Raw genomic sequence first — 24,006 nt, 5'->3', positions numbered from 1 at the left:
TCGGTCGGCGTTGGGCGTCCTCGTACGGCCCAGGCACGGCCCGGACTTGGCCCTTGGCCCGTAGGCTCCGCCGTATGGCCGGGACGCCATTCGAGTGGTCCTGCCCTGGTATCGTCACGCCATGGCGACACTGCCTTGGGAATGTGTGGTGCACGGAGTCCCCGCATCACTCCAAGCTAAGGGCTCGACCCGTACCCGCTGGAAGGCAGCTGTCTCGGCGGCTGCCGCGTCGCGGTGGCCTACGGGCGAAGCGCCGCTCGCAGTGCCTGTTCAGGTCACGATCACCTACTTCTACGAGGGAAGCGCCCTCGACGTCGACAACATGCTGAAACCGATTCAGGATGCGCTGATCGGTATTGTCCTGGACGACGACAAGCATGTGACCGACGTACGTGGGGGAAAGCGAGACCTGGCGAACGCCTTTGTCGTCAAGGGTATGAGTCGGGTTATGGCAGACGGATTCATCTCTAACGGCCCGTTCGTGCATATCAAGGTAGATCTCGCGCCCGACCACAAGGAGCTGCCATGAAAGACAGGCACATGCTCGATGCAGTGGAGGACGCTCTCCGAGAAAAGGAGCGAGAGCTTCGGCGGCAAGGGTTCGAGATCCTACGGGAGGCGCAAGTCTCAAGCCTGCTAGGCGATAAGACGACAGTGCGTCCTGATCTTATCGCCCGACGCGGAGATGAAGTTATCATCGTTGAGTTCGCGCGACGGCAGTCCAACTCTACCCTCTCGGAAAATGCGAAACGCTCACTGACCGAGCTATCTACTATCGCCGATTCCAGGAAGAATTGGAATTTCGAGGTAGTGTGGATCGGGGAAGACGCCACGGTTCCAGAGGAACGTGCAGTCGATTCATTCGCCCATCGTGCCGTAGTCGTGGCGAAGCATGATGAAGCGGCAGGATTGCTGCTGGCGTACGCGGCGCTCGAAGGTGCCATTGCGCGTCTTGTGGATAGGACGCCAGAGCTGCGACAGCAGCCGAATCGGCGCCCCCGCCCCGGCCTGGCAGAACTGGCGAGCTTGGGCCTTCTAAGCCCAGAGGACTTCAGTAGGCTTAATGCGGCTCGGCAGGTGCGAAATTCTGTCGCCCACGGCATTGATGCACCGGTGTCTCTTTCTATGGTGCAGGATGTCGCCTCCCTGGCCGAGCGTATTGCTGGCGCGCGGTATGTGTCGGTGGACGAGATGGTTGACTGGTTCTTTGATAATTATGAAGACCCTGCTAATGGAGTGCCGTTCGATTCAGGTGAGGGTGGCTATCAGTACGTATTTGGTGGGCCATATGATGCGCGAGACGTGCTTGAGAATCACTTTCCTGACGCATCTGCGGAAGACGTCGATGATGCGGTACTGCTAATTGAGTCGGACGGTCATGAATGGGTTAAGAAGGGCGACTACTAGGATGGCAGGGCGAATAAGTTCGGTGTGGCGGCTTTGGGCTGGAGCTGATTTGGCGCGAGTCATGGCTCATTACGTTAGCTAGCGGATCGGGCGGGTTTGTGAGTCTGCCCATTATTGCCCGATTTTGTGCCATGATCTTCGAGGCTCGCGCCAAATTGGCTGCCTAAAGCTGCGGAGCCGACCGCCCCAGCCGCAGAGGGCGTTTCCCACTTCATACCCGCAGTCGCCGAGCGCGCCGCCGGGCGCGGCCAGCCGGGACGAAGACAGGAGGCAGGCCGCGCCGCAGAGGCGGCGCGCGCCCGCGCCGTGCGCTGGTCTTGAATCCGTGGAGAAGGTTGTTGCTCAAGAAATTGTGAGTCACCCTACGGCTCTGGGCGAAGCGCTGCATGAGCCGCTATGGTCAGCCATCGTGCGGTCGTCATTAATCGTTGTTAGTTGCCCCGGGCTATCTCTTGGCGGCACGCAGACGATCCAGGGCCCCGCTTTGTCTATGTACGCCCGATCGGTACTTTGGCCACGGTTTCCCATTCGTAGACCCGGTGGTCCCGGTGGAGCACGATCAGGGATGCGGCAGGCACGACCAAACGGGCCGGCTGTTCACCGACGCCCTCAACCACTTCCGCAACCGGGGCCGCGTCCTGCGTGCGGTTGCTGTACGCGACGCTTACGTGCGGCCTGTAGTGACTACTGCTCTCCGGAATGTTGTCCGTACCCCAGACCGCTCCGATACCCTCCCGGATCGCGGCCCTGACGGCGCGAATCGTCTTTTCCCCCTCCTTGTCGGGCGGGAGAGCAACAGCTTCGTCCGCGACGATGACCTGGTCGAAGGTGAGAGCTGGAGCAGGGAGACTGGCCAAGCGCTCGCGGGCGGCCTTCTCGATACGCGCGGTGTCCTCGGCGCTCACATCGGATGTGAACCCGATTCCTTGCATGGTCAGGTGCAGCCACGGGATGGGAACGGGCTCCAGCCCCGGGAACGGGGCCAGTGCTTCGTGGTAGCGCTCGACCAGGCGGTGCAGATCCGTCTGCCCCTCGAATGTCAGGTGCCAGGTGAGAGCGCGCTGCCCCACGTGCCAGCCCGGGCGCCACCACCAGTGGTCCCGCAGCTCTTCCGCGTGCTGGCCCGGGGGCAAGTCGGCGAATCCCATCAGACCTCCGAGGGAGATTGGGGCTCAGTCGGTTCCTGCTCTACGTCGTACTCGTCAACCACGATGATGCGGTCGGCCGGCCATGTCGACTCCGAGACCTCCAGCACCGTGCCGTCGGCCGCGCGCGCCGTGTGCACCACGTTGAGGACCGGCGCGCCACTCGGGAGCTCCAGGAGTGCCGCCTCCTCCGGAGTCGGCATCCTGCTTCGCCACAGGTCCCTCACGGCGGCGTAGCGCTGCCCTGAGAAGTCCTCGACACAGAGAAAGAGGGCTTTCGGTACCACGGTCGGCTCTTCCAGGAAGGTGCCGCCCGCGATGGTTACCGGGATGTAGCTGGCACCCACCTCTTCGGGGCGTTGGCTCTTCTTGTCGAAGAGGCGCCGCTGCCTGACCACGACCTCCGTTCCGGGGGGCACTCCCATGGCTTCTGCGATGTGCGCGGGGGCGGGTGCCCGGCCAGCGAACCCGATCTCATGTCGCAGTTCGTCGGTGAGGAGTCGCTCGTCCTTGCGGGCACGTCCGTACCGATGGCGTGACCGTCGCTGGCGAGGGCGGTCGTGCTTCACGAACGTCCCGCGCCCATGACGCGACTCGATCAGTCCTTCGGCGCGCAGGATCCCGAGCCCCTGCCGCAGAGTCGGCAGACTCACCCCGAACCGCTTCGCGAGTTCGGTTTCAGCGGGCAGACGGCCCTCTCGCTCGTCAAACACGCCCTCCCGGATCTCGGCACGCAGCGTGTTCGCCACTCGGTGATACTTCGCCACCCCGGCCACCGCATCAGTCACGTTCGTCCTCCTCTTCGCTCTCCAGCATGCCACCAAGGTCCAACACAGGACTACAAGTCCTGTCCTCTACTCCTCTTGAGGACTTGTCGATGAGGGTCTATGGTCTTCTCAAGTCCTAAAGAGGACCTGATCTCAGGTCCACCTTAGGTCTACTTGAGCACGCCAAGGGCCCCGGGACAGAGCGGGGCGAGGGACCCGGACCCCTGGTCAACCGGAGGGCGAGACCGAAAGGTCACCGTCTCGCACGCCTGAAACGGGAGCGCGCTCCCGAAGGCGAGACACCTGCTCACCTGTCCGCAGCACCTTGTGTGCTGCGGCCGGTTGCCTCCGCTGCTCGTCTCGTACGAGCAGCGCCGAGGGGAGCCGGATGTTCCTGCTCTACGGCCGCGGCCCCGGTGCTGGCACACCGGGGCCGCCTTGCTGGGCCGTTCCTCGTGTTGAAGGAGTCCACGACCCATGAAGCACAGTGTTCCACTTCAGGCGGTTAGCGCCGATCCGGCCGGTGGGGAGCCGTCGGCGGCCGAGCTGGACGCGATCGACGCCGAGATGCCGCTCATCGTGGCCGAGGTCGAGCTGCTGGACGCGCAGATCACGGTGCTGGACCGGCCGATGTCGGAGCTGGACGCCCGCCGGATCCGGCGGGCCCGGCGCCGGGTGCTGGCCGCCCGCCGCGCCCTGGCCAACCAGCGCGGCACCGGGCTGTCGGGGGTGGGCGCATGACCACCTCCGCCCTGTCGCTGCGGGAGCTGGGTGCTCCGCTGCGGGCGCTACGCCTGCTGGCCACGGAGCACCCGCACCTTCCCGCCCCGTGCGTGACGGTGACCGATGTCTACCCCGACCGGCTGGAGCTGGCGCTCCACGACGACCTGGCCGCCTACGAGGCGTGGCGGGAGGCCCTGGGCATCGCCCCGGGCAGCGTGGCCTGCGGCGAGCAGAGCGGTGGCCGCACCCGGGTGCTGACCGCATCGGTCGACTACGCCGGCGCCCGCGTCCGGTTGGTCGGCTACAGCCGGACCGCCGCCACGGCCGGTGCCGGGGAGGTGGCGGCATGAGCGAGATCTGGACCGCGCTTGCCGCTGCCGGGCCGCTGGCTTGTGGCTGGGCGGCCCATGGTGTGTGGCTGCGGCGTCATCTGGCCGCCGCGCGCCGTGACCCGCTGACCGGGGTGGCCACCCGTGAGGAGTTCGAGCACAAGGCCGCGCGGATCCTGGCTCGACACGCCGCCGCCGTGGTCGTCATCGACCTGGACGGTTTCAAGGCGCTGAACGACACCTTCGGCCACGCGGCCGGAGACGTGGCGCTCCGTGCGACCGCCGCGAGCCTGAAGGACGCGTTGGAGCGGTCGCCGGGCAGCGTCGTGGCCCGGCTGGGCGGGGATGAGTTCGCCGCCGTCGTGCCGGAGCCGGTGGCGCTTGCGTGGCTGCTGGGCGGTCTGCACGGGGAGATCACCGCCCCGTTCGCCCACCAGGGGCAGCATCTCGCGGTGGGTGCCTCGGTGGGCGCGGTGGCCACCGTCCCCGGCGCCGGGCTGTCGTGGGCGCTGCGGCGGGCGGATGAGGCGATGTACGCGGCCAAGCGCACCGGGGGCGGCTGGCACATCGCCGACGCTGCCGCCTCTTCGGTGGCGACGGTCAACGGCCGCCGCGCCGGACGCCCCGGCACCGCCGGGAAGGGGGCGGCATGATGCCCGCGCCCAGGACGCTGACCACGGCACAGAAGGTCGTGCTCACGGCCGCGTTCCTGCCGATGCTGGCCACCGGGGTGGCCGGGGGGATCGGCACGTTCAGCAACATCAGCCGCGCCTATGGCTCCGGCACCGCCCTGGGAGCGGTGGCGGCCGGGGAGGGCGCCACCGCGGTGCTGGCGCTGGTGCTGCTCGGGCTGACGATGCTGGGGCAGTCCTCCCCTTGGCCGATTAGGGCCGGGCTGTGGCTGCTGCCGGCCGCCGCCTCGGTGATGGCGGCCATGGCCGCCGACGGGCCGGGCCGCACCGTCATCTACGCCGTCACCCCGATGGGCATGTGCGTGGCCGCCGAGGGCATGGCGTTCCTGGCCCGCCGCATCGTGGTCCACACCGACGGCCGCGACGCCGAGGCCGAGGCGCGGGCCGCCGCGGTGGTGCGGGAGCTGGCCTATCACCGCGCGGTCGCCGCCAACCACCCGGACGAGAAGGCGCGGGCCAAGGCCGAGCGCACCGCGTGGAAGCTGGCCCGCACCGTCGGCGCCGGAGACACCGCGCTGGGCGGGCGGCTGCTGATCGTCCAGCGCGACCGCCTCACCACCGGCGCGGACGCCGCCCTGGGCGAGATGTTCACCGTGCCCGCCGCGCCCGTTCCGGCCTCCGTCACACCCGCTGCGGAGCCCGTGACGCCCTCCGCCACACCGGCCGTGACGCCGGGCGTGACGCCACCCCCGGCACGGGACGATGGGCCCGCCGGGGACACGGGCCCCACGAAGAACCGTGACGCCGAGGACACGCAGGTCACCGACACCGACGGGCCGGACACACCACCCGATCCGGAAGCCGTGACGGCAGGGGGTGTGACGGCCGTGACGCCCTCGAACATGCCGGGCCCGGATGAGGTGGTGTGGTGGCCGGTGGAGCGGGCCGTGACGCTGGCGGAGGTGGCCGCCGTCGCCAGGGTTGCGGTTCCGCGGCCGGGTGAGCCGCTGAGCGACGAGCAGTTGGTGGTGGTGCTGCGGCACCTGCGCTACTCCGATGATCCGCCGATGTCCTACCGGCAGGCGGTGGCCGCCTTCCGGGAGGCCGGATACGTGGGCGGTGAGAAGCGGGTGCGCACCGCCTGGGGCGCGGTGATGTCCCAGGAGGAGAACACCCCGTGACGCTGCCGGTCTATCCCTGGCGTCTGGCCCCGGACGGGTTGGCCACCCGCCGCCAACTACGGGCGATGGGACTGCGCCCCGGCGGACAAGACGTGGCCGCGGTGCTGCGGCGTCCGCGACGGCGGCGCGGGGCGCTGGTCGCCTACCTGTACCGCATCGACCGTGCGAAACCGGTCCGCCCGATGACGCCCGCCCGGTGGGCGGCACTGGAGCGGGCGAACACCGCCCGCCGCACCTGCCCCGTCTGCGGGCGGGACGCCGGATACACCCTGCCCCCCTCGCTCGGCACCTGCGTGCCCTGCGCCTATCCGCATGACCGTGCCGCCTAGCGGCGGTCCGGGACGGGCGAGGTCTGCACCTCACCCGTCCCGGACCACACACCAGATCAGGGCCCGGCCGTCCACCTTCCACAGCTTCGGCCGGGCCCGCTCTCCCAGAACAAGGAGTGCACTCAGCATGACCGACACCACTCTCACGCCGGTAGCGGGCCCCGAGGCCCCGCCGGACGCACCGCCGCCGCAGCAGGTACCCGAGCAACCGGCGCCCGCGCCGGCCGCCGAGGTGGACCACACGCCCGGCGGTTGGCCGGTCGTTCCGCTCGCGGTGACCGGCACGAACACCACCGCCACCCTGCTCGGGGCCGCCGCGCTGGTCGGCGGACCGGCGGCGCTGGCCGTTGCCGCCACGGGCGCGGTCGTCGTCGGCACGGCCGCCGCCGCGCGTACCCGGCGCGGCCGGCGCGGTACGGCGCGGGCCGCCCGCATCGGCACCGCCCGTACGGCGGGCGGAGCGGCCCCGGGGGCACGCGGTGCCCGCAGGGGCGGGACCGGCCGGGTGCCACTGCAGAAGCAGCCGACCAGCCTGAACAAGAGGAACGGCGCGGGCCGCCAGATCAGTACGGCCGGTGCCAACAGCAAGGCCGCCCGCCGGGCTGCCGGTTCGGGCCGGGCCGGATCGCTGCCCAGGGCCCGCACAGCATCCGCCAGTGCCGGCACCCGGCCGGGCCGCGCCGGCGGGCGAACGGCCCAGGCGCGGGCCGTGCGGGAGGCGGCCCGTGCGGCGGCCCCGACGCGGGCCGCACGCCGGGCTGAGACGACCGGGGCGCGCCGCGCGGTGGCCGATGCCCGCCGTGCTGCGAAGCACCAGGCCCGCACCGCCTCCCTGGCCGGTAAGGGACCGGTCGGACGGACCGCGGCCAGGGCGCTGGGCTCAACGAGCGCGGCCCGCCGCACGGCGTTGGACCGGGCCCGTGCGGCGCGGGACCGCTCGGCGGCCCGGCACCTGGACGGGCAGCGGGAGGCGGTGCGCACGGCACCGGCCCGCAAGCGGGCACGGAAAGCGCTGTGGCGGTCGGCGGCCCGGTTCCAGGGCCGCCGACTGCTGGCCGCGCTGCTGGCTGCCCCGCTCGGTCTGCTGGGGCTGGCCTCCACCCCGCTCGGGCGCCGCCTGGGCTGGGCGTGGCTGATGTACCCGGGCCGCCGCCTGTACCGGCGCCTGGTCGGCCGGGCCTACCAGGAGCGCGCCGCCCGCGATGCGGAGATCCGGGTCGCGTTGGAGGCCGAGGAGGCCGCCGCCGCGGCCGAGGAGGACCCGAACGAGATGGCCGACCGCGTACAGCGGCCCACCCACCTGCTCCCCACCCACCCCACCGCCGACCCTGTGGAGGTTGTGCACGTGACCGGTTTCCGCTTCGAAGAGGCCGCCGCCGAGATGGAGGAGGCCGCCCGCACCTACACCCCTGACGGCGCCATGGAGATCCTCGCCATGGTCGAGAACCTGCCCGCCGCCCTCACCTCCATCGCGAGCACCTTCCGCATCCTGGCCGAGCGTGCGGATGAGGAGTTCCCACTGGAGAAAGAGGTCGCCGCCGGATTCGAGGACATCTACGCCGCGCTGGTGGGCGCCATGGACAAGGCCGAGGAGATGGGCCCGCTGTTCCGCAGGGTGCACGAGGCCGACATCGCCCGCCACGAGGACCCGCGCAACGGGCCCCAGGCCGAGAAGGGATGGAACGTCTGACCATGACCACCAACACCGCCTCAACGGGGCCGGTGTGGGACTGGGCGGCCGGTCACGGACCCGTGACCGGCGCCCTGTCCGCCACCACCGGATGCCTCGCCGTCGCCACCACCGGTACAGCTGCCGGCATGCCGCCCGGCTGGGCGCTGGCCATCGGCGCGGCCGGAGCGATCGGCCACACCGCAACCAGCCTCCGCGACCGCCTGTCGGCCCGCACCATCGGCATGCGGGCCGCCTCCTGGCTGGTTGGTGCGGGCTGGACCACCTGGGCCATGACCTCCGGCCCGCTGTCCTGGGCCGCGCTCGGCTCGCTGGCCACCCTCGGGGTCGGCATCGGCGCCGCCGCCCGCGCCACCCTGCTGCACGAGGAGGCCCGCGAGCTGGAGGCCATCGCCGCCGCCGAACGCCAGGTCGCCGCCGAGCTGTCCGCCGAACGCCGGGCCATCGCCGCCGAATGGGTCGACCGGATCCAGCGGGTCTGCGGCATCACCGTGCGGGTGCGGGCGGTGGAGATGTGGCCCACCGGCACCGGCTTCACCCTGGACGCCGACCTGCCGCCCGGCGGGGCCACCTACGACCGCATCGCGCGGGAGGCGCCCAAGCTGTCGGCGGACGCCCGGCTGCCGCACGGCTGCACCGCCACCGCCTCCCCGGGCATCGACCAGGGCCGCGTCCTGGTCGACGTGACCACCGTCAACGTGCTCGCTCAGGAGGTGACCTACCCCACCGACTACGGGCCCCTGTCGGTCCTGACCGGCATCCCCTGGGGACTGCGGACCAACGCCGAGGAGATCCGCGCCTACCTGCGCGAGCAGTGCGCGCTGGTCGTCGGCCCCACCGGCTCGGGCAAGACCAACATGGTCCACACGATCCTGGCCGGGTTCGCCCGCGCAGAAGACGTGCTCACCTGGATCATCGACCTCAACGCCGGATCGGCCGGCCTGCCCTGGGTGCGCCCCGCCCTCGACCGCGAGGGGCGGCCGGTCGACGGGATGCGGCCCGGGGTGGACTGGCTGGCCGCCTCCCCCGAGGAAGCGGCCCTGATGCTGGACACTGCGGTGCGGGTCGCCAAGCACCGCAAGACCGTCTACCAGGACCTGATGGCCCAGGCGAACACCGACCTGCTGCCCATCAGCGCGAAGATTCCGCAGATCATGCTGGTCATCGACGAGGGTGCGGAGATCCTGGCCGGCAGCGACAAGTCCTCCCGCATGCTCGCGGCCAAGATCCTGGAAGTGATCCGGATCGCCCGCGCCATGGGCATCCGCACCGTGCTGACCGCGCTCGGGGCCACCGGCGCGGTGCTGGGCAACCTGATGATCCGCCGGGAGGCCAAGGTCCGCGTCGCGCTCACCGGCGGAGAGACCGAGGGCATGGACCTGTCCAAGCAGTTCCCCGGCTCCCGCGGCCTGCGGGTGGACCAGGCTCCCTACAAGGGCGCCGGGTTCATGGGCACTCCCGAGTCCCCGGCCGCGCTGTTCAAGTCCTGGCGGATCCTGCCCAACCAGATCCGCGACATCACCGCCGCCACCGCCGACCGCCACCCCACCCTCGACGCCCCGTCCGCCACCGCGGCCGGAGACGCCTACGCCCGGCGCTGGGACGCGGACCGCACCGCCTGGATGCGCGACCAGCCCAGCACTCCCGCCGCCACCGGCCACGGGCAGCAGACCGACCAGCCGAGCGGGCTGAACCTCTCCGCGCTCCGTAGCGAGCAGCTGCCCACCGCAGAGCCGGACGAGGAGGAACTCGCCCGGCGCTTCCGTGAGCAGATCGACGCCCAGTTCGCCACCGCCCCCGAAGCAGGCGCGGCCGAACCGGACGAGCCGCAGCCGCCCGCACCGGGCGGGCTGAACCTCTCCGCCCTCAAGGCTGGAGACAATCCGGCCCGCGATGCGGCGCTGGCGCTGCTGCTCGCCGCCGGCCCCGAGGGCACCGGAGCCTCCGCCATCGCCCGCGCACTGGCCGACGAGTACGGCACCACCCGGCAGACCGTCGTCGGCTGGCTCAAGAGCTGGACCGAGGACGGCACCGCCGTGCGCGTCGGCACCGGCACCAAAGCCCGCTACGTCCACCACCGCCACGCACCCGACAACCCCACCGAGCAGTGACCGCCTGTCGCCTGTCACCCCACCCGCACGTAGCCTCCCAGACGACTCGATGAGGGCCGGAAACGGCTTATGACCTGCGGCGCGACAAGCGACAAGACAAGACAAGCGACACCCCGCACGACAAGCCGGATGACAAGACGCACGACAAGCAGAGCCCCGCCCCGCCACCCGCCGGGCGGGGCTCTGCGTTTCCGCACACCCACCCCTCAAGGAGGCCGTCATGGACCGCCGTGAGCCGCCGGGGCACCTCGCCCCGCACCTGCCCGCCGATCTCTACCACCGCTTAGACGACCGCACCGTCGTCATCGTCCACACCCCGCCCCCGCGGCGCCGGGCCACCGCCTACGCGGTGCCGCTCGCCGTCGGGCTGGCCGTCGCGTTCGGGTTCATCGGCCTGGCCGCCGCCGCCCTGGCGCTGTTCGAGTTCGCCGTCCGCACCGCCGCCCTGCTGGGCACCCTGGCGGGCCCGGTCGGTATCGGCACCTTCCTCCACCTCGCCCGCCCCAAGGGCAAGTGACGCCCGGAGCGGGCCGCTTCCCGGCCAAGGATCCGCGGTCCGCTCCGGAACTCCCAGTCCTCAACAGACCTCGGGAGGTCTCCAGCATGACCCATGACGCACGCTCCGCGTCGCTGTCCGCTCGCCGCTGGTCACGTCTGTGGTCGGTGAGCGTGCCAGTGAGCTCTGAGCCAAGTGAGGTGTTCCGGCCGCAGTCGGACTGCTGGCGGCTTGCCGTGGAGGTCGGCGTACATCGGGTACGCGTGCAGATCACCGCTGATGTCGAGGGTGCCGGTCTCCGGATTCACTGCGATCCGGCCGAGGTCGAAGAGTCGGTGGACATCACGGCGCAGCAACAAGCCGCCGTAGTCGTGGTGTTCGCCACTTTCGGCGTAGTTGTACAGGTGGGCGGCCTCCAAAACGGTGGCCGGGGCGGGGCCGGTGAAGGCGCAGATTTCCCCTTGGTCGCGCAGCAACTGTTTGCGAAATGCATCTTGACCGACTCGTACCCGGACCACCGATTCCCGATGGCCTCCTGGAATGGTCAGCCGGGCCCGTTCTTCCAACTCGTCCAGTGCTTCAGCCTCATCGGCGATGGCCAGGAGTGCATCTTGCAGCTTCTCCCACCGCATGGGGCGCATGCTCAGTTGCGACTTCGGGGAATCACACAGGGCTCGCAGCTCCGCGCCTGAGAGTAGGCCGCGCCCGTCCATCCAGACTTGGCCGTGCCGTGATCGGTAGGTCGTCACCATCTTGATCTTGCGATCCGGGGTGTCGAACAGTGCTCCGCACTTGTAGCAGCGATACGCCGGCCTCTGCAGCTGGCGCCGCTTGATACCGGCCTTTCCGCACCGGGGACAGAAGTACAGCGCCTTCTCGGCGGTGCCGGTGTCGATGGCCTCGATCACAGAGATGCCGATCAACTTCTTCTTGTCCCAAAGGACGATCACGTCTCCCACCGCCACACGGGCGTGGTTCTGGACGGTGCTGTCCCAGCTGTAGTGCTCGGCCGGGTCATCGTCATAGCCGTCATTCCCGCCGTGCTCTCGCTTGTCCCCCAGAGCCAGCACCAGCCATGCAGTGGTCATTCCGCCCCCTCAATTCGCCATGCAGCGGGGCAGCCGCCTCTCGCCAAAGATCGCGGCTGCCCCGGTTCTCCCATCTCCGTTCAGAGACTCAGGAGGTCTCCAGCATGACCCAACCCGTCCTCTTCCGGCGAGCGTTCGGCCGTCGTCCGCGGCTGCTGGACGCCTGCTGCGGCGCCGGTGGCGCCGCCATGGGCTACCACCGCGCCGGCTTCGACGTCACCGGCGTCGACGTCGCCCCGCAGCCGAACTACCCTTTCGCCTTCGTGCAGGGCGACGCCGTCGCCTTCATCCGCGAGCACGGGCACACTTTCGACCTCATCCACGCCTCCTGGCCGTGCCAGCACCACAGTGCGCTGACTAAGGGCACCAACCGGGGCCGCACCTATCCCGACCTCATCCCCGCCGGCCGGGCCGCGCTGCTGTCCACCGGACGGCCCTTCGTCATGGAGAACGTCGCCGGCGCCCCGATCCGCAAAGACCTGATGCTGTGCGGGGAGATGTTCTCCCTGGCCGTCATCCGCCACCGCTACTTCGAGCTGCACGGCGTCCCCGCTCCCCAACCGGCCCACCGCCCGCACCGGGGCCGGGTGGCCGGGATGCGCCACGGACGGTGGTTCGAGGGCCCGTACTTCGCCGTCTACGGCGACGGCGGCGGCAAGGGCACCGTCGCCCAGTGGCAGGCTGCCATGGGCATCGACTGGACCGGCGTGCGGCGGGAGATCGCCGAGGCCATCCCACCCGCCTATACCCAACACATCGGCCGAGCCTTCCTCACCGCGGCGGCCGGCACCGGGGCGGTGGCCGCATGACCGAAATCCTGCTCGCCGCCGCCCTGGCCGCCGCCGAGCGCGGCTGGCATGTCTTCCCGCTGCGCCCCGGCAGCAAGGTCCCCGCCGGGCACGCCGAGGCCCGCTGCCCGCACACCGGCCGCTGCGCGCACGGGCACCGCAAGCCCGAGCAGCGCGCCACCACCGACCCCGACCGCATCCGGCAGGCGTGGGCCCAGCGGCCCTACGGCATCGGGGTGGCCACCGGCCCCTCCGGACTGGTCGTCGTCGACCTCGACCGGCCCAAGCCCGAAGAACCGGACGGAACGCCTGACGGCGTGACCTCCTTTGCGGCGCTCTGCGAGCGCGCCGGGCAGCCCGTCCCCACCACCCTCACGGTGCGGACCGCGAGCAGTGGGCGGCACCTGTACTTCACCGCCCCGGCCGGGGTGCGGCTGCCCAGCACCAAGGGCAGGCTCGCGGCAAAGATCGACACCCGGGCCTGGGGCGGCTACGTCGTCGCCCCCGGCAGCACGGTCGGCAGCCGCCCCTACGAGATCGAGGACGATCGCCCGGTGGCGCCGCTGCCGACCTGGCTGCTGGCCGCCCTGCGCCCCGCACCCCGGCCCGCACCGGCCGTGGTGCTGGGGGCGGCCACTACCCGGGCGTCCCGGTACGCGGATGCGGCGCTGCGCAACGAGACGACGGCCGTCGCCACGGCCCAGGAGGGCGGGCGGAACGCCGCGCTGCTGCGGGCCGCCCGCGCCCTGGGACGCTTCGTCGCATCCGGCGACCTCCCCCGGCACGTGGTGGAGGAGGCTCTTCAGGGGGCGGGGCAGGCGGCCGGTCTGCCGCCGGCCGAGTGCCGCGCCACCCTCCGCTCCGGGCTGGACTGGTCCATCGCGCACAACCCGCAGCGGAGGAGCGCATGAGCCACCCTGCCGCTGCCCGCCTGAAGAGCCTCCCCGCCCCCGACCGGCCGCCCGCCGCCGACCGAGCCGCACCCCCGGCAGCCGGAGGCGGCCCAAGGAACGTCGGCCGCAGGCCGTCCCCTTCTCGCTCGAACCCGCGTCGTGGTGACGGCCGGTACCCGGTCGCGTGGCTGCACCTCGCCGCGCCCGGCCGCGGCGCGGTGCCCACCGCCCACTCGTGGTGCGCGTGCGGCCACGACCGCAGCGCCGTCGGACACCGTCAGGTCCTCGCCCTCATCGACGCCCACACCGCACACCGCGAGAACTGCCCCCTGCGCCACCGCACCGAAAGCAGGACTGCCGCATGACCAACCCCCAACCCACCACCCTCGACGGGGCCGAGCTGCTGGATGCCGTCGAGCGCTTCCACCGGCGCTTCAACGTCTTCCCCACCGAGGCCGCCTACGTGGCCGTCACCTTGTGGGACGCCCACGCGCACCTGCTCGACGCCTTCGACTCCACCCCGCGACTGGCCTTCCTCTCCCCGGAGCCAGGGTCGGGGAAGTCCCGGGCGCTGGAGGTAGTGGAGACCCTGGTGCCGCGCTCCATGGCCGCCGTCGACGCCTCCGCCGCTGCGCTGTTCCGCTCGGTGGCCGGACTCGACGGCGGCCGGCCCACCATCCTCTTCGACGAGATCGACACCGTCTTCGGTCCCAAGGCCGGGGACAATGAGCAGCTCCGCGGCTTCCTCAACGCCGGGCACACCCGGGGCCGGGTGATGTACCGGTGCGTCGGAGACGGCGCCAACCAGCAGGTGCAGGGCTTCCCCTCGTTCTGTGCGGTGGCCGTCGCCGGACTCGGCTCGCTGCCGGACACGATCCTGACCCGCTCGGTCATCATCCGGATGCGCCGCCGGGCCCGCAACGAGAAGGTGGAGCCGTTCCGTACCCGCATACACGTCGCTGAAGGTAACGCGCTGCGCGACCGGCTCGCCGCCTGGGCCGAGACGATCCAGGAGCAGGTGGCTGGCGCCTACCCCGAACTACCCGAGGGGGTGGCCGACCGGCCCGCCGACGTGTGGGAACCGCTGATCGCAGTGGCGGACGCGGCCGGGGGCGACTGGCCGCGCCGGGCGCGGGAAGCCTGCCTGACGCTGGTCAAGGCATCCCAGGTCAACGACAAGGCCAGCCTCGGCATTCGTCTGCTGACCGATCTGCGTGACCACGTGCTGATCGGGGTGGACAAGCTACCCACCGTCGCCATTCTGGATCGGCTCAACGCGCTGGACGACGCGCCCTGGGCCGACCTGGACGGCCGCCCGCTGGACTCCCGGCGGCTGTCGCGGATGCTCAGCCAGTACGTCACCGCCGACGGTGACCCGATCGCCTCCCGCAACATCCGCACCGCCGGGGGAGTTCTCAAGGGTTACCACGCCGAGGACCTGCACGACGCCTGGACCCGCTACTGCCCGCCCCCTCCGGAAAGTGCGCTACATCCGCTCCAGCCGCTACACCCCAGCTCACAGCCCGTGTCCGTGTAGCGCACCCCGCCCGGTGTAGCGGCTACGTCCGGCTGCCCCGAGCCCATCGCCCGGGGCAGCCGGACCGCTTCCGAGAGGGGACGTAGCCGCTACACGCACCCTTCCCGCTACACCGAACCCGTCGCTGACCTGCGATGTAGCGGCGTGGCGGATGTAGCGGACCTCAGAGGAGAGGGCAACGCCCTACCCCGTCGTTCGCTGCTGAGGAGAGACGCCCGCATGAGCTCAGCTCTGCCCGACACCTACGAAGTCCTCACCGTCCCCGAGGTCATGGCCGCGCTGCGGATGAGCCGGAGCAAGGTCTACGACCTGATCCGCTCCGGCACCCTGCCCAGCTACACCGAAGGCCGCTCCCGGCGGGTCCCCGCCGACTCGCTCCGCACATACATCCGTTCCAAGCTTCAGGAGGCTGCCTGATGGCCAAGCGCCGCGCCAACGGCGAGGGCACCATCACCAAACGCAAGGACGGCCGCTACCAGGCAGCCGCGTACGTCTATCGCCCGGACGGCACCCGCGTTCGCAAATTCGTCTACGGCAAGACCCGCGCCGAGGTAGCCGAGAAGCTCACCGAGATCCAGGAGAAGACCCGGCAGGGAATTCCCGCCGCCACCTCCGCGATGCCGTTCGGGGACTACCTCGTCTACTGGCTTGCAGCCGTGGCTGCCGAGAGACTCAAGCCCTCCACCTTCATGAGCTACGAGGTGATGGCCCGCCTGTACATCGCTCCCTCACTCGGCAGGAAGAAACTCAATCGGCTCGGCCCCGCCGACGTACGCTGCTTCCTCGCGGAGTTCCGCGACGGATGCCTGTGCTGCCTGCGGGGACTGGACGCGAACCGCGCCGAGGACGAGCGGAGATGCTGCGCCAAGGGGAGGTGCTGCCGCCGCTGGCCGTCCGCGCGCACAGTGCAGTACGTCCACGCCGTGCTGCGGTCGGCTCTGCAACAGGCGGTGCGGGAAGAACTCGTCGGCCGCAACGTGGCGCGCATCGTGGAGACACCTCCGGTCGCTCGGCAGGAAGTGCGGCCGCTGGACCGGACCGAGGCGCGGATGCTACTCAAGGCGGCCCGGCTCCATCGGCTGTACGCCCTGTGGCTGTTGCTCGTCTCCACCGGCCTGCGCCGTGGGGAAGTGCTCGCTCTCACCTGGGACGACATCGACCTCGACAGGCGACAGCTCCGAGTGCGCCGCAACCTCCAGCGCATCAAGAAAGAGCTGGTCTTCGGCACTCCGAAAACCGCTCGCTCCCAACGCACCATCTCGCTGCCCCGGCGGTGCGTGGACGCCCTCAGGGAGCGCCAGGCGGCCCAGCGCACCGAGAGGGCCGCCGCTGGGCTGAAGTGGGATCCGCTCCCGCATCAGCCGAACGGGCTGGTCTTCACGACGCCCACCGGCCGGCCGACCGATCCGCGGAGCCTGAACCGGATGCTCACCGTGCTCTGCCGTAACGCGAACGTGCGCAGGGTGCGGGTGCACGATCTCCGGCACACCTGCGCCTCGCTCCTGCTGGCTCAGGGGGTGGACGCCCGGACCATCATGGAGACGCTGGGGCACAGCACGATCACCATGACGCTGGACACCTATGCGCACGTGATGGAGACGACGCTCAAGGCCGCGGCCGAGCGCATGGAGGAAGCATTGGGTTCGGAGGACGGGGGAGAGGGAGACAACGTCGCCCGGCCGCCCGGGTGACCCCGATTGATGTCAGCCGCTGATGTCAGAGGCCCCCTGGGATGATCCCAGGGGGCCTCTGACCAGTGTCGGGACGACAGGATTTGAACCTGCGACCCCTTGACCCCCAGTCAAGTGCGCTACCAAGCTGCGCCACGTCCCGATGCTCTCCCGGTTCGGGATCTTGTCCCTCGCCGTTCGCGCACAGAAACCATACCGCATTCCGGGAGGTGCTCGCTCACCCCTCAGGGGCGGCGACGGAAGATCGCTTTCATTCCCGATCGAGCCCTGGGTGGCGGTTTCGTCACCGAGCGTGCGCAGTCGTGCGATCGCAGGCCCGGAGCGACGTACGGGAAGAACCCACGCGGCGGACGGAGCCGGCGGCGGGGGAGGGGCGGCGGAAGGCCGTGGCGGGCACCGGAGCGGGTTTGCCGGGACGCAGGCGGGAAACGCGGTTGCCCTGGTCGTTGGTCCCGAGGACTGGAGTCGCACGTGAGCCGTTCCCGGATTGTGATCGTCGGAGCCGGGTTCGCCGGTTACCAGACCGCCAGGACGCTGTCGCGGAAGCTCCGCGGGGCGGCCGAGATCGTGCTGGTGAACCCGAACGACTACTTCCTGTACCTGCCGCTGCTGCCCGAGGTGTCGGCCGGGCTCCTGGAGGCACGCCGAGTCTCGGTGTCGCTGGCCGGGACGCTGCCGAAGGTGCGGCTGGTGCTGGGAGAGGTCCACGGTGTGGACCTCGACGGGCGCTCGATCACCTACACCGACCCCGAGGGGACCGAGAAGAGCCTGGGCTACGACCGGCTCGTCCTCACCGTCGGAAGCGTGAACAAGCTGCTGCCCATCCCCGGGGTGGCCGAGCACGCGGTCGGGTTCCGGGGCATGCCGGAGGCGCTGTACCTGCGCGACCACATCAGCCGGCAGATCGCCCTCGCCGCCAACGCCGAGGACCCGGAGGAGTGCCGGGCGCGCACCACCTTCGTGGTCGTCGGCGCGGGCTACACCGGTACCGAGGTGGCCGCCCACGGCAAGATGTTCACCGACTCCCTCGCCCGCCAGCACGCCCGCAGCGCCGCAGGGATGCCGGCCGACGCCCGGCCCCGCTGGATGCTGCTCGACATCGCGGACCGGGTGCTGCCGGGCCTGGACGAGAAGCTGGCGCAGACCGCCGACCGGGTGCTGCGCAAGCGCGGTGTGGAGGTGCGGACGGGAACTTCGGTGAAGGAGGCCACCAAGGACGGAGTCCTGCTGAACACCGGGGAGTTCGTTCCCACCCGCTCGCTGATCTGGTGCGTCGGGGTGCGGCCCGATCCACTGGTGGAGCAGCTCGGCCTGCCGACCGAGAAGGGGCGGCTGATCGTCGACGAGTATCTGAACGTCCCCGGCCACCCCGACGTGTTCGCCTGCGGCGACGCCGCGGCGGTGCCGGACCTGACCAACCCGGGCCAGTACACGGCGATGACCGCCCAGCACGCGCACCGGCAGGGCAAGACGGCCGCGAACAACATCATGGCCTCCTACGGCGTCGGCACCCGCCGCCCGTACAAGCACAGCGACCTCGGCTTCGTCGTCGACCTGGGCGGGGTGCAGGCCGCGGCCAACCCCTTCGGCATCCCGCTGTCCGGCCCGATCGCCAACCTCGTCACCCGCGGCTACCACCTCGCCGCGATGCCGGGCAACCGGATCCGGGTGGCCGCAGACTGGGCGCTGGACGCCGTACTGCGGCGGCAGGCCGTCCAGCTCGGCGTGCTGGACGCATGGTCGGTGCCGCTGGACACCGCCTCGCCCGAGACGGCCCGGCTGCGCGGCTGACGGTCCCCCCGACGGCTCACGACGCGTCCGCGTCCGTGCCCGTGCCCGGCTCCGCGGGGCGCCGGGAGACCGGCGGCCCGTAGGGGCCGATCAGCTCGCGGTCCCACCACGCGCCGGTGGAGCGCAGCTCCCGCCAGGTGGTGAAGCGGTAGCGGTACAGCAGGGCCCGTACGTGGGCGGGCGGAGTGTCGGGGAAGGGGTTGGTGCGCAGCAGCCGCAGGGTGTCGGGGTCGTTCTCCAGCAGTCTGCGCAGCAGCCGGGTGAACCAGGGGGCCGCGTAGGAGGGCGAGAGCGCGGCGAACCACATCAGCCAGTCCAGCCGCAGATGGTACGGCGCGTACTGGCGCGGCAGCCGGCGCAGGTTCCCCGGCTTGCCCTTGAAGCCGTACTCCCGCCAGCGCGTGGCATCGGTGATCCGCTCCTCGGCGGTGCCCTCGATCACCACCTCGTGGCGGACGCGTGTCACGCTGCCGAAGGCGCCGTAGGTGTTGACCAGGTGGAGCCGGTCGAAGGAGGCGTTCATCAGCTGGCGGCGCGAGAGCAGATTGCGTGCGGGCCGGTAGCTGAGCACCGCCACCAGCACGGTCACGGCGATGACGGCGACACCGAACCACAGGGGGGTGGGGCCGTGGGCGGGCGCGCCGGCGACGGGGGAGCCGTCGACGGCGGAGAAGGCCAGCAGAACCGTCAGCCAGTTGAGCCAGGCGAAGTTGCCGGACGCCACCAGCCACAGCTGGGTGACGACCACGGCCAGCCCGGCGAAGCTCGCCACCGGCTGCGGGAGGAACAGCAGGAAGGGGACGGCGAGCTGGGTGACGTGGTTGGCCGCCACCTCCAACCGGTGCAGCGGGCGCGGCAGCCGGTGGAAGAACCAGCTCAGCGGGCCCGGCATCGGCTGGGTCTCGTGGTGGTAGTCCAGGCAGGTCAGCCTGCGCCAGCACAGGTCGCCGCGCCACTTGATCAGCCCCGCGCCGAACTCCACCCGGAACAGCAGCCAGCGCAGCAGGACCAGGACGAGCAGCGGCGGGGCGACGTCCGCGTTGCCGAGGAAGACGGCCAGGAAGCCGGTCTCCAGCAGCAGCGACTCCCAGCCGAACGCGTACCAGGTCTGGCCGACGTTCACGATCGACAGGTACAGCACCCACAGCAGCGCCCACATCGCCATGGCCACCGCCAGCGGCACCCGGTCGGCCGCGCCCAGCAGCACCGCCGCCGACAGTGCCGCGCCCAGCCAGGCGGCGGACGCGAAGAGGCGGTCGGAGTAGCGCAGGTGGAACAGGCTCGGCGAGGCGCGGAAGGGCACCCGGCGCAGGAAGTCCGGGACCGGGGTCAGGCCGCGCTCGCCGATCAGCGCCCGGAACTGCAGCGCCGCCGAGACGAACGCGACGAGGTAGACGGCGGCCAGGCCCCGTTGGAGGACCAGGCGGCTCAGCCAGTAGTCGGGTGCCGCGAACCATTCCCACTCCATGGCGCAGATGGATACCACCGGGGCCCGCCGTCATGCGGCGGGCCCCGGTGGCAGGAGAGGCGGTCGTACGGGTGGGCGTACGGCTGTGCGCCCCCGCTCAGCGCTCCAGTACCAGGGCCTGGCCCTGGCCGACGCCGATGCACAGGGTGGCGAGGCCGGTGCGGGCGCCGGTGGCGGCGAGGTGGTGGGCGACCGCGCCGGCCAGGCGGGCGCCGGAGGCGCCCAGCGGGTGGCCCAGGGCGATGGCGCCGCCGTGGGGGTTGACGACGGCCGGGTCCAGGTCGGGCCATTCGGCCAGGCAGCCCAGGACCTGGGCGGCGAAGGCCTCGTTGAGTTCGACGACGTCCAGGTCGGCGAAGGTGCGGCCGGCCTTGGCCAGGGCGTTGCGGACGGCCCGGACGGGGCCGAGGCCGAAGAGGTTGGGTTCCAGGGCGGTGGTGGCGGAGGCGCCGATGCGGGCCAGCGGCTCGCGCCCGGTGGCCCTCAGACCGGCCTCGTCGGTGAGCAGCAGGGCGGCGGCGCCGTCGTTGAGGGGGGAGGCGTTGCCGGCGGTGACGGTGCCGCCGTCGGGGCGGAAGGCGGGCTTGAGCTTGGCCAGTGCCTCCGGGGAGGTGGTGTCGCGGATGGACTCGTCGCGGGTCAGGTCGGTGCCGGGCACGGGTACGGTCTGGGCGCCGTGGACGCCGTCGGCCCAGGCGGCGGCGGCCTTGCGGTGGCTGGCCAGCGCGTAGGCGTCCTGGGCCTCGCGGGTGATGGAGTGCTTGTCGGCGACCTGCTCGGCGCCCTCGCCCAGGGAGACGGTCCACTCGGGGGGCATGGCGGGGTTGGTCATGCGCCAGCCCAGGGTGGTGGAGTACAGCTGCTGGTGGCCGGCGGGGAAGCCGCGCTCGGGTTTGGGCAGCACCCAGGGGGCGCGGGACATGGACTCCACGCCGCCGGCGATGGCGATGGAGGCGTCGCCGCAGGCGATGGCGCGGGCGGCGTGGAGGACGGCTTCGAGGCCGGAGGCGCACAGCCGGTTGACGGTGACGCCGGGGACGGTGGCGGGGAGGCCGGCCAGGAGGGTGGCCATGCGGGCGACGTTGCGGTTGTCCTCGCCGGCGCCGTTGGCGTTGCCGAGGACGACGTCGTCGATGCGGGCGGGGTCGAGGTCGGGGGTGCGGTCGACCAGGGCCCGGATGACGTGGGCTGCCAGGTCGTCGGGGCGCACTCCGGCCAGGGCGCCGCCGTACCGGCCGATCGGGGTGCGCACCGCATCGACGACATACACATCACGCAGGAGATCGTTGGCCATGGCATGGATCCTGGCAGGGCCGCACCCGGATGGCCAGAAGCGGTCGGCGGGCATGGCCGATCACACACCCGTCGCTCCGGAAGGGTGGGCACGGGCACCGTGCCCGGCCCGCGGTCTCCCACGGTCCCGGGACCGGCCGGGGTGGGGGGCCGGAAACGGGGCACCGGGCAGAGGAGTACGTTCCGGACGCACGGAAGGGTGCTCGCCCCAGCCGTCCGGCCCGCGGTGCGGCGGATACCGTTGACCGGGGCCGCGGCGGAACGTAGCTTTCCCGGGAAAGCGCTTTCTATCGCTGTCGCTATGAGGGGACGGACATCCGCATGCCGCTGACCGATCTTCCGCTGGAGGAACTGCGCGCCTACCGGCCCGAGGTGGCCGAGCCCGGGGACTTCGACGCCTTCTGGTCCAAGACGCTCACCGCCGCCCGCGCGGCGGCGCCCGGGCCGGCGGAGTACCGGCGGGTCGAGGACGCCCCGCTGAGCACCGTGGAGGTGTTCGACGTCCGCTTCCCCGGCTGGGACGGCCAGCCCGTCGCGGCCTGGCTGATCCTGCCGCGCGGTGCGGACGGGCCGCTGCCCGCGGTGGTCAACTACATCGGCTACAGCGGCGGCCGCGGTCTGTACATCGAGCACCTGCTGTGGAGCGCGGCAGGCTACGCCACCCTCGTCGTCGACAGCCGGGGCCAGGGCCACGACACCCCCGACCCGGACCCGGACACCACCCCGCAGTACGTCGGCGGCTTCATGACCCGCGGCCTGGACGACCCCGCCCGCCACTACTACCGGCGGCTGATGACCGACTGCGTGCGCGCCGTGGACGCCGTGCGCGAGCATCCGGCGGTGGACCCGCGGCGGGTGGTGGTCGCGGGCGGCAGCCAGGGAGGCGGGCTGGCCCTGGCCGTGGCCGGGCTGGCGCCGGAGAAGGTGGCGGCGGCGCTGGTGGACGTGCCGTTCCTGTGCCACTTCCGGCGCGGCGCCGAACTGGCCGCGGCCGGCCCGTATCCGGAGATCGCCCACTACCTCGGGGTGCACCGGCGCATCGACCCCGAGTCCGTCTTCACCACGCTGAACTACTTCGACGGCCTGCACTTCGCGCGCCGCGCCACCGCTCCCGCACTGTTCAGCGTGGGTCTGATGGACCCGGTCTGCCCGCCCTCGACGGTCTTCGCCGCCTACCACCGCTACGCGGGGGAGGACAAGGACATCAGGGTGTGGCACTTCGGCGACCACGCCGGAGGCCGTTCCTCGCAGCAGTGGGAGCAGTTGCTGTGGCTGCGCGGGCACGGCCTGGCGTCCGCCTGACCCCTTGGGGAGGCCCCGGGGGCGCCGGGAGGCGGGCGCGCGTCAGCCGCGCCCGCTCAGGATCGCGGTGATCCGCCGGGAGGCCTCGCGTGCCGCCGTCTTCGGGTCGGCGCCGCGCAGCACCTCCGTCTGGTACTTCTTGATCGGGTTGTCCGCCTCCAGGCGGCCCCACCGCGGCGAGTTGGGGGTGGCGCGCCCGTTGCGGGCGCCCTCGGCCATCGCCGCGGCGCCGGGGTCGTCCTTCAGCGCGTCGGCCAGCTCGGTGCTGTTGGGCACCACGCTCATCGTCCGGGCCAGCTTCCGCTGCCACTTCTCACCGGTCAGCAGCTTGACGAAGGAGTACGCCGCGGCCGGCTCGGTGGCCCGCTCCGGGATGATCAGCACCGAGCCGCCGGTGAAGACCGCGCCCGGTTCCTTCGCGTCCTTGCCGGGGATGGGGAAGAAGCCGAGCTTGCCGGCCAGCGCGGGGTTCTTCTCGACGATCAGCTCGGCGGCGCCGGGCACGTCGATGATCTGGGCGATCTCGTTCCCGGCGAAGAACTCGCGCTGCTCCGGCTTGGACTCGTCGGAGTCGACGGGGCCCCGGCCGTGGGACTGGAGTTCCTTGTAGAACTCCATGCCGCGCAGCGCCTCGGGGGTGTCGAGCGTGCCGGCCCACCGGCCGCTGCGCTCGACGGCGAGGTCGCCGCCCTCGTCCCAGATGAAGCCCGCCAGCACGTACCAGTTCTGCCCCGGCAGGTAGATGCCCTGCCGTCCGGACCGGTTGAGCCGGGAGGTGACCTCGATCCACTCCTCACGGGTGGTGGGGGACTCCGTGATCCCGGCCTGCTCGAAGAGGTCCTTGCGGTAGACGACGACGCGGTTGGCGGCGTAGAAGGGGACGCCGTACTGGTAGCCGTCGATCTTCCCGGGCTCCTCCAGGCCGGGGACCCAGTGGTCGCCGCCGAGGTCGAAGACCCTGATGGTGAGGTCGGACACCCCGCCGGCCTCCACGTACTGGGCGACCTGGGTGTTGCCCACCTCGATCACGTCCGGTGCGTCGTCGGAGCCGAGGGCCGCGGTGACCTTCCTGTCGATCCCCGGCCAGTCCTGGACGGTGACCTTCACCTCCACGCCGGGATTGCGCCGCTCGAAGTCCCGGACGGCGGCGTCGGTGAGTTCCTCGGAGAGGCTGCCCCGCATCAGCCAGACGTCGAGGGTCCGGTCCTGGTCCTGGTCGCCGGTGTCGGCGAGGACGCCGCACCCGCTCAGCAGCAGTGCGGCGGACAGGACGGACGCGAGAAGGCGGAAAGGGCGGCGGACTGGCATGGCTGTCCCCTGGGAGGTTGCCGACGGTACGGGCGTG

The 24,006-nt window shown here is 71.4% G+C and carries 23 protein-coding genes and 1 tRNA gene; 17 read left to right on the top strand and 7 right to left on the bottom strand.

The genetic code is table 11. The annotated features are described in order from the left end of the window. Positions 1-121 precede the first annotated feature (121 nt). Together QPK52_RS03220 and QPK52_RS03215 are read left to right on the top strand one after the other, a co-directional pair. Positions 122-529 carry a RusA family crossover junction endodeoxyribonuclease gene (locus QPK52_RS03220; protein ID WP_410535466.1) on the top strand — a complete coding sequence of 136 codons (408 nt, stop codon included), beginning with the start codon at positions 122-124 and terminating at the stop codon, positions 527-529. Then, positions 526-1,407: a hypothetical protein gene (locus tag QPK52_RS03215; protein WP_410535465.1), complete on the top strand. Its 882-nt coding sequence runs from the start codon at positions 526-528 to the stop codon at positions 1,405-1,407. Before QPK52_RS03220 ends, QPK52_RS03215 begins: the two co-directional genes overlap by 4 nt. Positions 1,408-1,895: 488 nt before the next feature. On the opposite strand, the gene QPK52_RS03210 is transcribed toward QPK52_RS03215, so the two are convergent. Both QPK52_RS03210 and QPK52_RS03205 read right to left on the bottom strand, forming a co-directional pair. Next, positions 1,896-2,555 carry a 2'-5' RNA ligase family protein gene (locus QPK52_RS03210; protein ID WP_410535464.1) on the bottom strand — a complete coding sequence of 220 codons (660 nt, stop codon included), beginning with the start codon at positions 2,553-2,555 and terminating at the stop codon, positions 1,896-1,898. Then, positions 2,555-3,340: a GntR family transcriptional regulator gene (locus tag QPK52_RS03205; RefSeq protein WP_410535462.1), complete on the bottom strand. Its 786-nt coding sequence runs from the start codon at positions 3,338-3,340 to the stop codon at positions 2,555-2,557. Before QPK52_RS03205 ends, QPK52_RS03210 begins: the two co-directional genes overlap by 1 nt. 456 nt (positions 3,341-3,796) lie before the next feature. On the opposite strand from QPK52_RS03205, the gene QPK52_RS03200 reads away from it, so the two are divergent. The 8 genes from QPK52_RS03200 to QPK52_RS03165 all read left to right on the top strand — a co-directional run bounded on the left by QPK52_RS03200 (position 3,797) and on the right by QPK52_RS03165 (position 10,831). Next, positions 3,797-4,060, top strand: coding sequence for a DUF6284 family protein (locus QPK52_RS03200; RefSeq protein WP_410535461.1), 264 nt, complete (start codon positions 3,797-3,799; stop codon positions 4,058-4,060). Then, a complete protein-coding gene (locus tag QPK52_RS03195; protein WP_410535460.1) occupies positions 4,057-4,392 on the top strand; it encodes a hypothetical protein in 336 nt (111 codons plus the stop codon). The genes QPK52_RS03200 and QPK52_RS03195 overlap by 4 nt, the downstream gene beginning before the upstream one ends. Beyond that, positions 4,389-5,024 (top strand): GGDEF domain-containing protein, encoded by a 636-nt coding sequence (locus tag QPK52_RS03190; protein WP_410535458.1) that lies wholly within the window; start codon positions 4,389-4,391, stop codon positions 5,022-5,024. Before QPK52_RS03195 ends, QPK52_RS03190 begins: the two co-directional genes overlap by 4 nt. Continuing rightward, positions 5,024-6,184 carry a hypothetical protein gene (locus QPK52_RS03185; RefSeq protein ID WP_410540173.1) on the top strand — a complete coding sequence of 387 codons (1,161 nt, stop codon included), beginning with the start codon at positions 5,024-5,026 and terminating at the stop codon, positions 6,182-6,184. Before QPK52_RS03190 ends, QPK52_RS03185 begins: the two co-directional genes overlap by 1 nt. Continuing rightward, a complete protein-coding gene (locus QPK52_RS03180; RefSeq protein WP_410535456.1) occupies positions 6,181-6,513 on the top strand; it encodes an RRQRL motif-containing zinc-binding protein in 333 nt (110 codons plus the stop codon). The genes QPK52_RS03185 and QPK52_RS03180 overlap by 4 nt, the downstream gene beginning before the upstream one ends. Before the next feature lie 127 nt (positions 6,514-6,640). Continuing rightward, positions 6,641-8,203 (top strand): hypothetical protein, encoded by a 1,563-nt coding sequence (locus QPK52_RS03175; RefSeq protein ID WP_410535454.1) that lies wholly within the window; start codon positions 6,641-6,643, stop codon positions 8,201-8,203. Between the two features lie 2 nt (positions 8,204-8,205). Then, complete coding sequence (locus tag QPK52_RS03170; protein ID WP_410535453.1) at positions 8,206-10,314, top strand: hypothetical protein; 2,109 nt, start codon at positions 8,206-8,208, stop codon at positions 10,312-10,314. A gap of 220 nt (positions 10,315-10,534) precedes the next feature. Then, the gene (locus tag QPK52_RS03165) at positions 10,535-10,831 is read left to right on the top strand and encodes a hypothetical protein (RefSeq protein ID WP_410535451.1); all 297 of its coding nucleotides are present in this window, start codon (positions 10,535-10,537) and stop codon (positions 10,829-10,831) included. 131 nt (positions 10,832-10,962) lie between these two features. Here the strand turns inward: QPK52_RS03165 and QPK52_RS03160 are convergent, their stop codons facing one another. After that, positions 10,963-11,898 (bottom strand): HNH endonuclease, encoded by a 936-nt coding sequence (locus tag QPK52_RS03160; RefSeq protein WP_410535450.1) that lies wholly within the window; start codon positions 11,896-11,898, stop codon positions 10,963-10,965. A 104-nt stretch (positions 11,899-12,002) separates the two neighbouring features. Between QPK52_RS03160 and QPK52_RS03155 the strand changes: the two genes are divergently transcribed. The 5 genes from QPK52_RS03155 to QPK52_RS03135 all read left to right on the top strand — a co-directional run bounded on the left by QPK52_RS03155 (position 12,003) and on the right by QPK52_RS03135 (position 16,807). Continuing rightward, positions 12,003-12,707: a DNA methylase gene (locus QPK52_RS03155; RefSeq protein WP_410535448.1), complete on the top strand. Its 705-nt coding sequence runs from the start codon at positions 12,003-12,005 to the stop codon at positions 12,705-12,707. Then, on the top strand, positions 12,704-13,597 hold the full coding sequence (locus QPK52_RS03150; RefSeq protein ID WP_410535447.1) for a bifunctional DNA primase/polymerase: 894 nt from the start codon (positions 12,704-12,706) through the stop codon (positions 13,595-13,597). The genes QPK52_RS03155 and QPK52_RS03150 overlap by 4 nt, the downstream gene beginning before the upstream one ends. A gap of 343 nt (positions 13,598-13,940) precedes the next feature. Beyond that, positions 13,941-15,116: a DUF3631 domain-containing protein gene (locus tag QPK52_RS03145; RefSeq protein ID WP_410535445.1), complete on the top strand. Its 1,176-nt coding sequence runs from the start codon at positions 13,941-13,943 to the stop codon at positions 15,114-15,116. 219 nt (positions 15,117-15,335) lie between these two features. Beyond that, positions 15,336-15,533: a helix-turn-helix domain-containing protein gene (locus QPK52_RS03140; protein WP_269744182.1), complete on the top strand. Its 198-nt coding sequence runs from the start codon at positions 15,336-15,338 to the stop codon at positions 15,531-15,533. Next, positions 15,533-16,807, top strand: coding sequence for a tyrosine-type recombinase/integrase (locus QPK52_RS03135; protein WP_410535443.1), 1,275 nt, complete (start codon positions 15,533-15,535; stop codon positions 16,805-16,807). The genes QPK52_RS03140 and QPK52_RS03135 overlap by 1 nt, the downstream gene beginning before the upstream one ends. 68 nt (positions 16,808-16,875) lie before the next feature. On the opposite strand, the gene QPK52_RS03130 is transcribed toward QPK52_RS03135, so the two are convergent. Then, positions 16,876-16,949, bottom strand: a tRNA-Pro gene (locus QPK52_RS03130). Between the two features lie 329 nt (positions 16,950-17,278). On the opposite strand from QPK52_RS03130, the gene QPK52_RS03125 reads away from it, so the two are divergent. Further along, positions 17,279-18,598: an NAD(P)/FAD-dependent oxidoreductase gene (locus tag QPK52_RS03125; protein WP_410535441.1), complete on the top strand. Its 1,320-nt coding sequence runs from the start codon at positions 17,279-17,281 to the stop codon at positions 18,596-18,598. A gap of 16 nt (positions 18,599-18,614) precedes the next feature. Here QPK52_RS03125 and QPK52_RS03120 read toward each other — a convergent pair whose 3' ends face one another. Both QPK52_RS03120 and QPK52_RS03115 read right to left on the bottom strand, forming a co-directional pair. Continuing rightward, positions 18,615-20,066, bottom strand: a complete 1,452-nt coding sequence (locus QPK52_RS03120) for a lipase maturation factor family protein (protein WP_410535439.1) — start codon at positions 20,064-20,066, stop codon at positions 18,615-18,617. A gap of 97 nt (positions 20,067-20,163) precedes the next feature. Continuing rightward, positions 20,164-21,360 (bottom strand): thiolase family protein, encoded by a 1,197-nt coding sequence (locus QPK52_RS03115; protein WP_410535437.1) that lies wholly within the window; start codon positions 21,358-21,360, stop codon positions 20,164-20,166. A 320-nt stretch (positions 21,361-21,680) separates the two neighbouring features. Between QPK52_RS03115 and QPK52_RS03110 the strand changes: the two genes are divergently transcribed. Then, positions 21,681-22,661 (top strand): acetylxylan esterase, encoded by a 981-nt coding sequence (locus QPK52_RS03110; protein WP_410535436.1) that lies wholly within the window; start codon positions 21,681-21,683, stop codon positions 22,659-22,661. 42 nt (positions 22,662-22,703) lie between these two features. Here QPK52_RS03110 and QPK52_RS03105 read toward each other — a convergent pair whose 3' ends face one another. Beyond that, positions 22,704-23,969, bottom strand: coding sequence for a sugar ABC transporter substrate-binding protein (locus QPK52_RS03105; protein WP_410535435.1), 1,266 nt, complete (start codon positions 23,967-23,969; stop codon positions 22,704-22,706). Positions 23,970-24,006: the final 37 nt, after the last annotated feature.

Origin of the sequence: Streptomyces sp. KL2, assembly GCF_046529545.1 — a bacterium.
In the GTDB taxonomy this organism is placed as follows: Bacteria; Actinomycetota; Actinomycetes; order Streptomycetales; family Streptomycetaceae; genus Streptomyces; species Streptomyces radiopugnans.
Note: the sequence above shows the minus strand (reverse complement) of the source record. Positions and strands in the feature narration are given on the sequence as shown.

Bases quoted from the DNA above. Each gene is read 5' to 3' on its own strand.
- QPK52_RS03220 (WP_410535466.1), top strand. From the start codon at position 122: ATGGCGACACTGCCTTGGGAATGTGTGGTGCACGGAGTCCCCGCATCA.
- QPK52_RS03215 (WP_410535465.1), top strand. From the start codon at position 526: ATGAAAGACAGGCACATGCTCGATGCAGTGGAGGACGCTCTCCGAGAA.
- QPK52_RS03210 (WP_410535464.1), bottom strand. From the start codon at position 2,555: ATGGGATTCGCCGACTTGCCCCCGGGCCAGCACGCGGAAGAGCTGCGG.
- QPK52_RS03200 (WP_410535461.1), top strand. From the start codon at position 3,797: ATGAAGCACAGTGTTCCACTTCAGGCGGTTAGCGCCGATCCGGCCGGT.
- QPK52_RS03195 (WP_410535460.1), top strand. From the start codon at position 4,057: ATGACCACCTCCGCCCTGTCGCTGCGGGAGCTGGGTGCTCCGCTGCGG.
- QPK52_RS03190 (WP_410535458.1), top strand. From the start codon at position 4,389: ATGAGCGAGATCTGGACCGCGCTTGCCGCTGCCGGGCCGCTGGCTTGT.
- QPK52_RS03185 (WP_410540173.1), top strand. From the start codon at position 5,024: ATGCCCGCGCCCAGGACGCTGACCACGGCACAGAAGGTCGTGCTCACG.
- QPK52_RS03175 (WP_410535454.1), top strand. From the start codon at position 6,641: ATGACCGACACCACTCTCACGCCGGTAGCGGGCCCCGAGGCCCCGCCG.
- QPK52_RS03170 (WP_410535453.1), top strand. From the start codon at position 8,206: ATGACCACCAACACCGCCTCAACGGGGCCGGTGTGGGACTGGGCGGCC.
- QPK52_RS03165 (WP_410535451.1), top strand. From the start codon at position 10,535: ATGGACCGCCGTGAGCCGCCGGGGCACCTCGCCCCGCACCTGCCCGCC.
- QPK52_RS03160 (WP_410535450.1), bottom strand. From the start codon at position 11,898: ATGACCACTGCATGGCTGGTGCTGGCTCTGGGGGACAAGCGAGAGCAC.
- QPK52_RS03155 (WP_410535448.1), top strand. From the start codon at position 12,003: ATGACCCAACCCGTCCTCTTCCGGCGAGCGTTCGGCCGTCGTCCGCGG.
- QPK52_RS03150 (WP_410535447.1), top strand. From the start codon at position 12,704: ATGACCGAAATCCTGCTCGCCGCCGCCCTGGCCGCCGCCGAGCGCGGC.
- QPK52_RS03145 (WP_410535445.1), top strand. From the start codon at position 13,941: ATGACCAACCCCCAACCCACCACCCTCGACGGGGCCGAGCTGCTGGAT.
- QPK52_RS03140 (WP_269744182.1), top strand. From the start codon at position 15,336: ATGAGCTCAGCTCTGCCCGACACCTACGAAGTCCTCACCGTCCCCGAG.
- QPK52_RS03135 (WP_410535443.1), top strand. From the start codon at position 15,533: ATGGCCAAGCGCCGCGCCAACGGCGAGGGCACCATCACCAAACGCAAG.
- QPK52_RS03120 (WP_410535439.1), bottom strand. From the start codon at position 20,066: ATGGAGTGGGAATGGTTCGCGGCACCCGACTACTGGCTGAGCCGCCTG.
- QPK52_RS03115 (WP_410535437.1), bottom strand. From the start codon at position 21,360: ATGGCCAACGATCTCCTGCGTGATGTGTATGTCGTCGATGCGGTGCGC.
- QPK52_RS03110 (WP_410535436.1), top strand. From the start codon at position 21,681: ATGCCGCTGACCGATCTTCCGCTGGAGGAACTGCGCGCCTACCGGCCC.
- QPK52_RS03105 (WP_410535435.1), bottom strand. From the start codon at position 23,969: ATGCCAGTCCGCCGCCCTTTCCGCCTTCTCGCGTCCGTCCTGTCCGCC.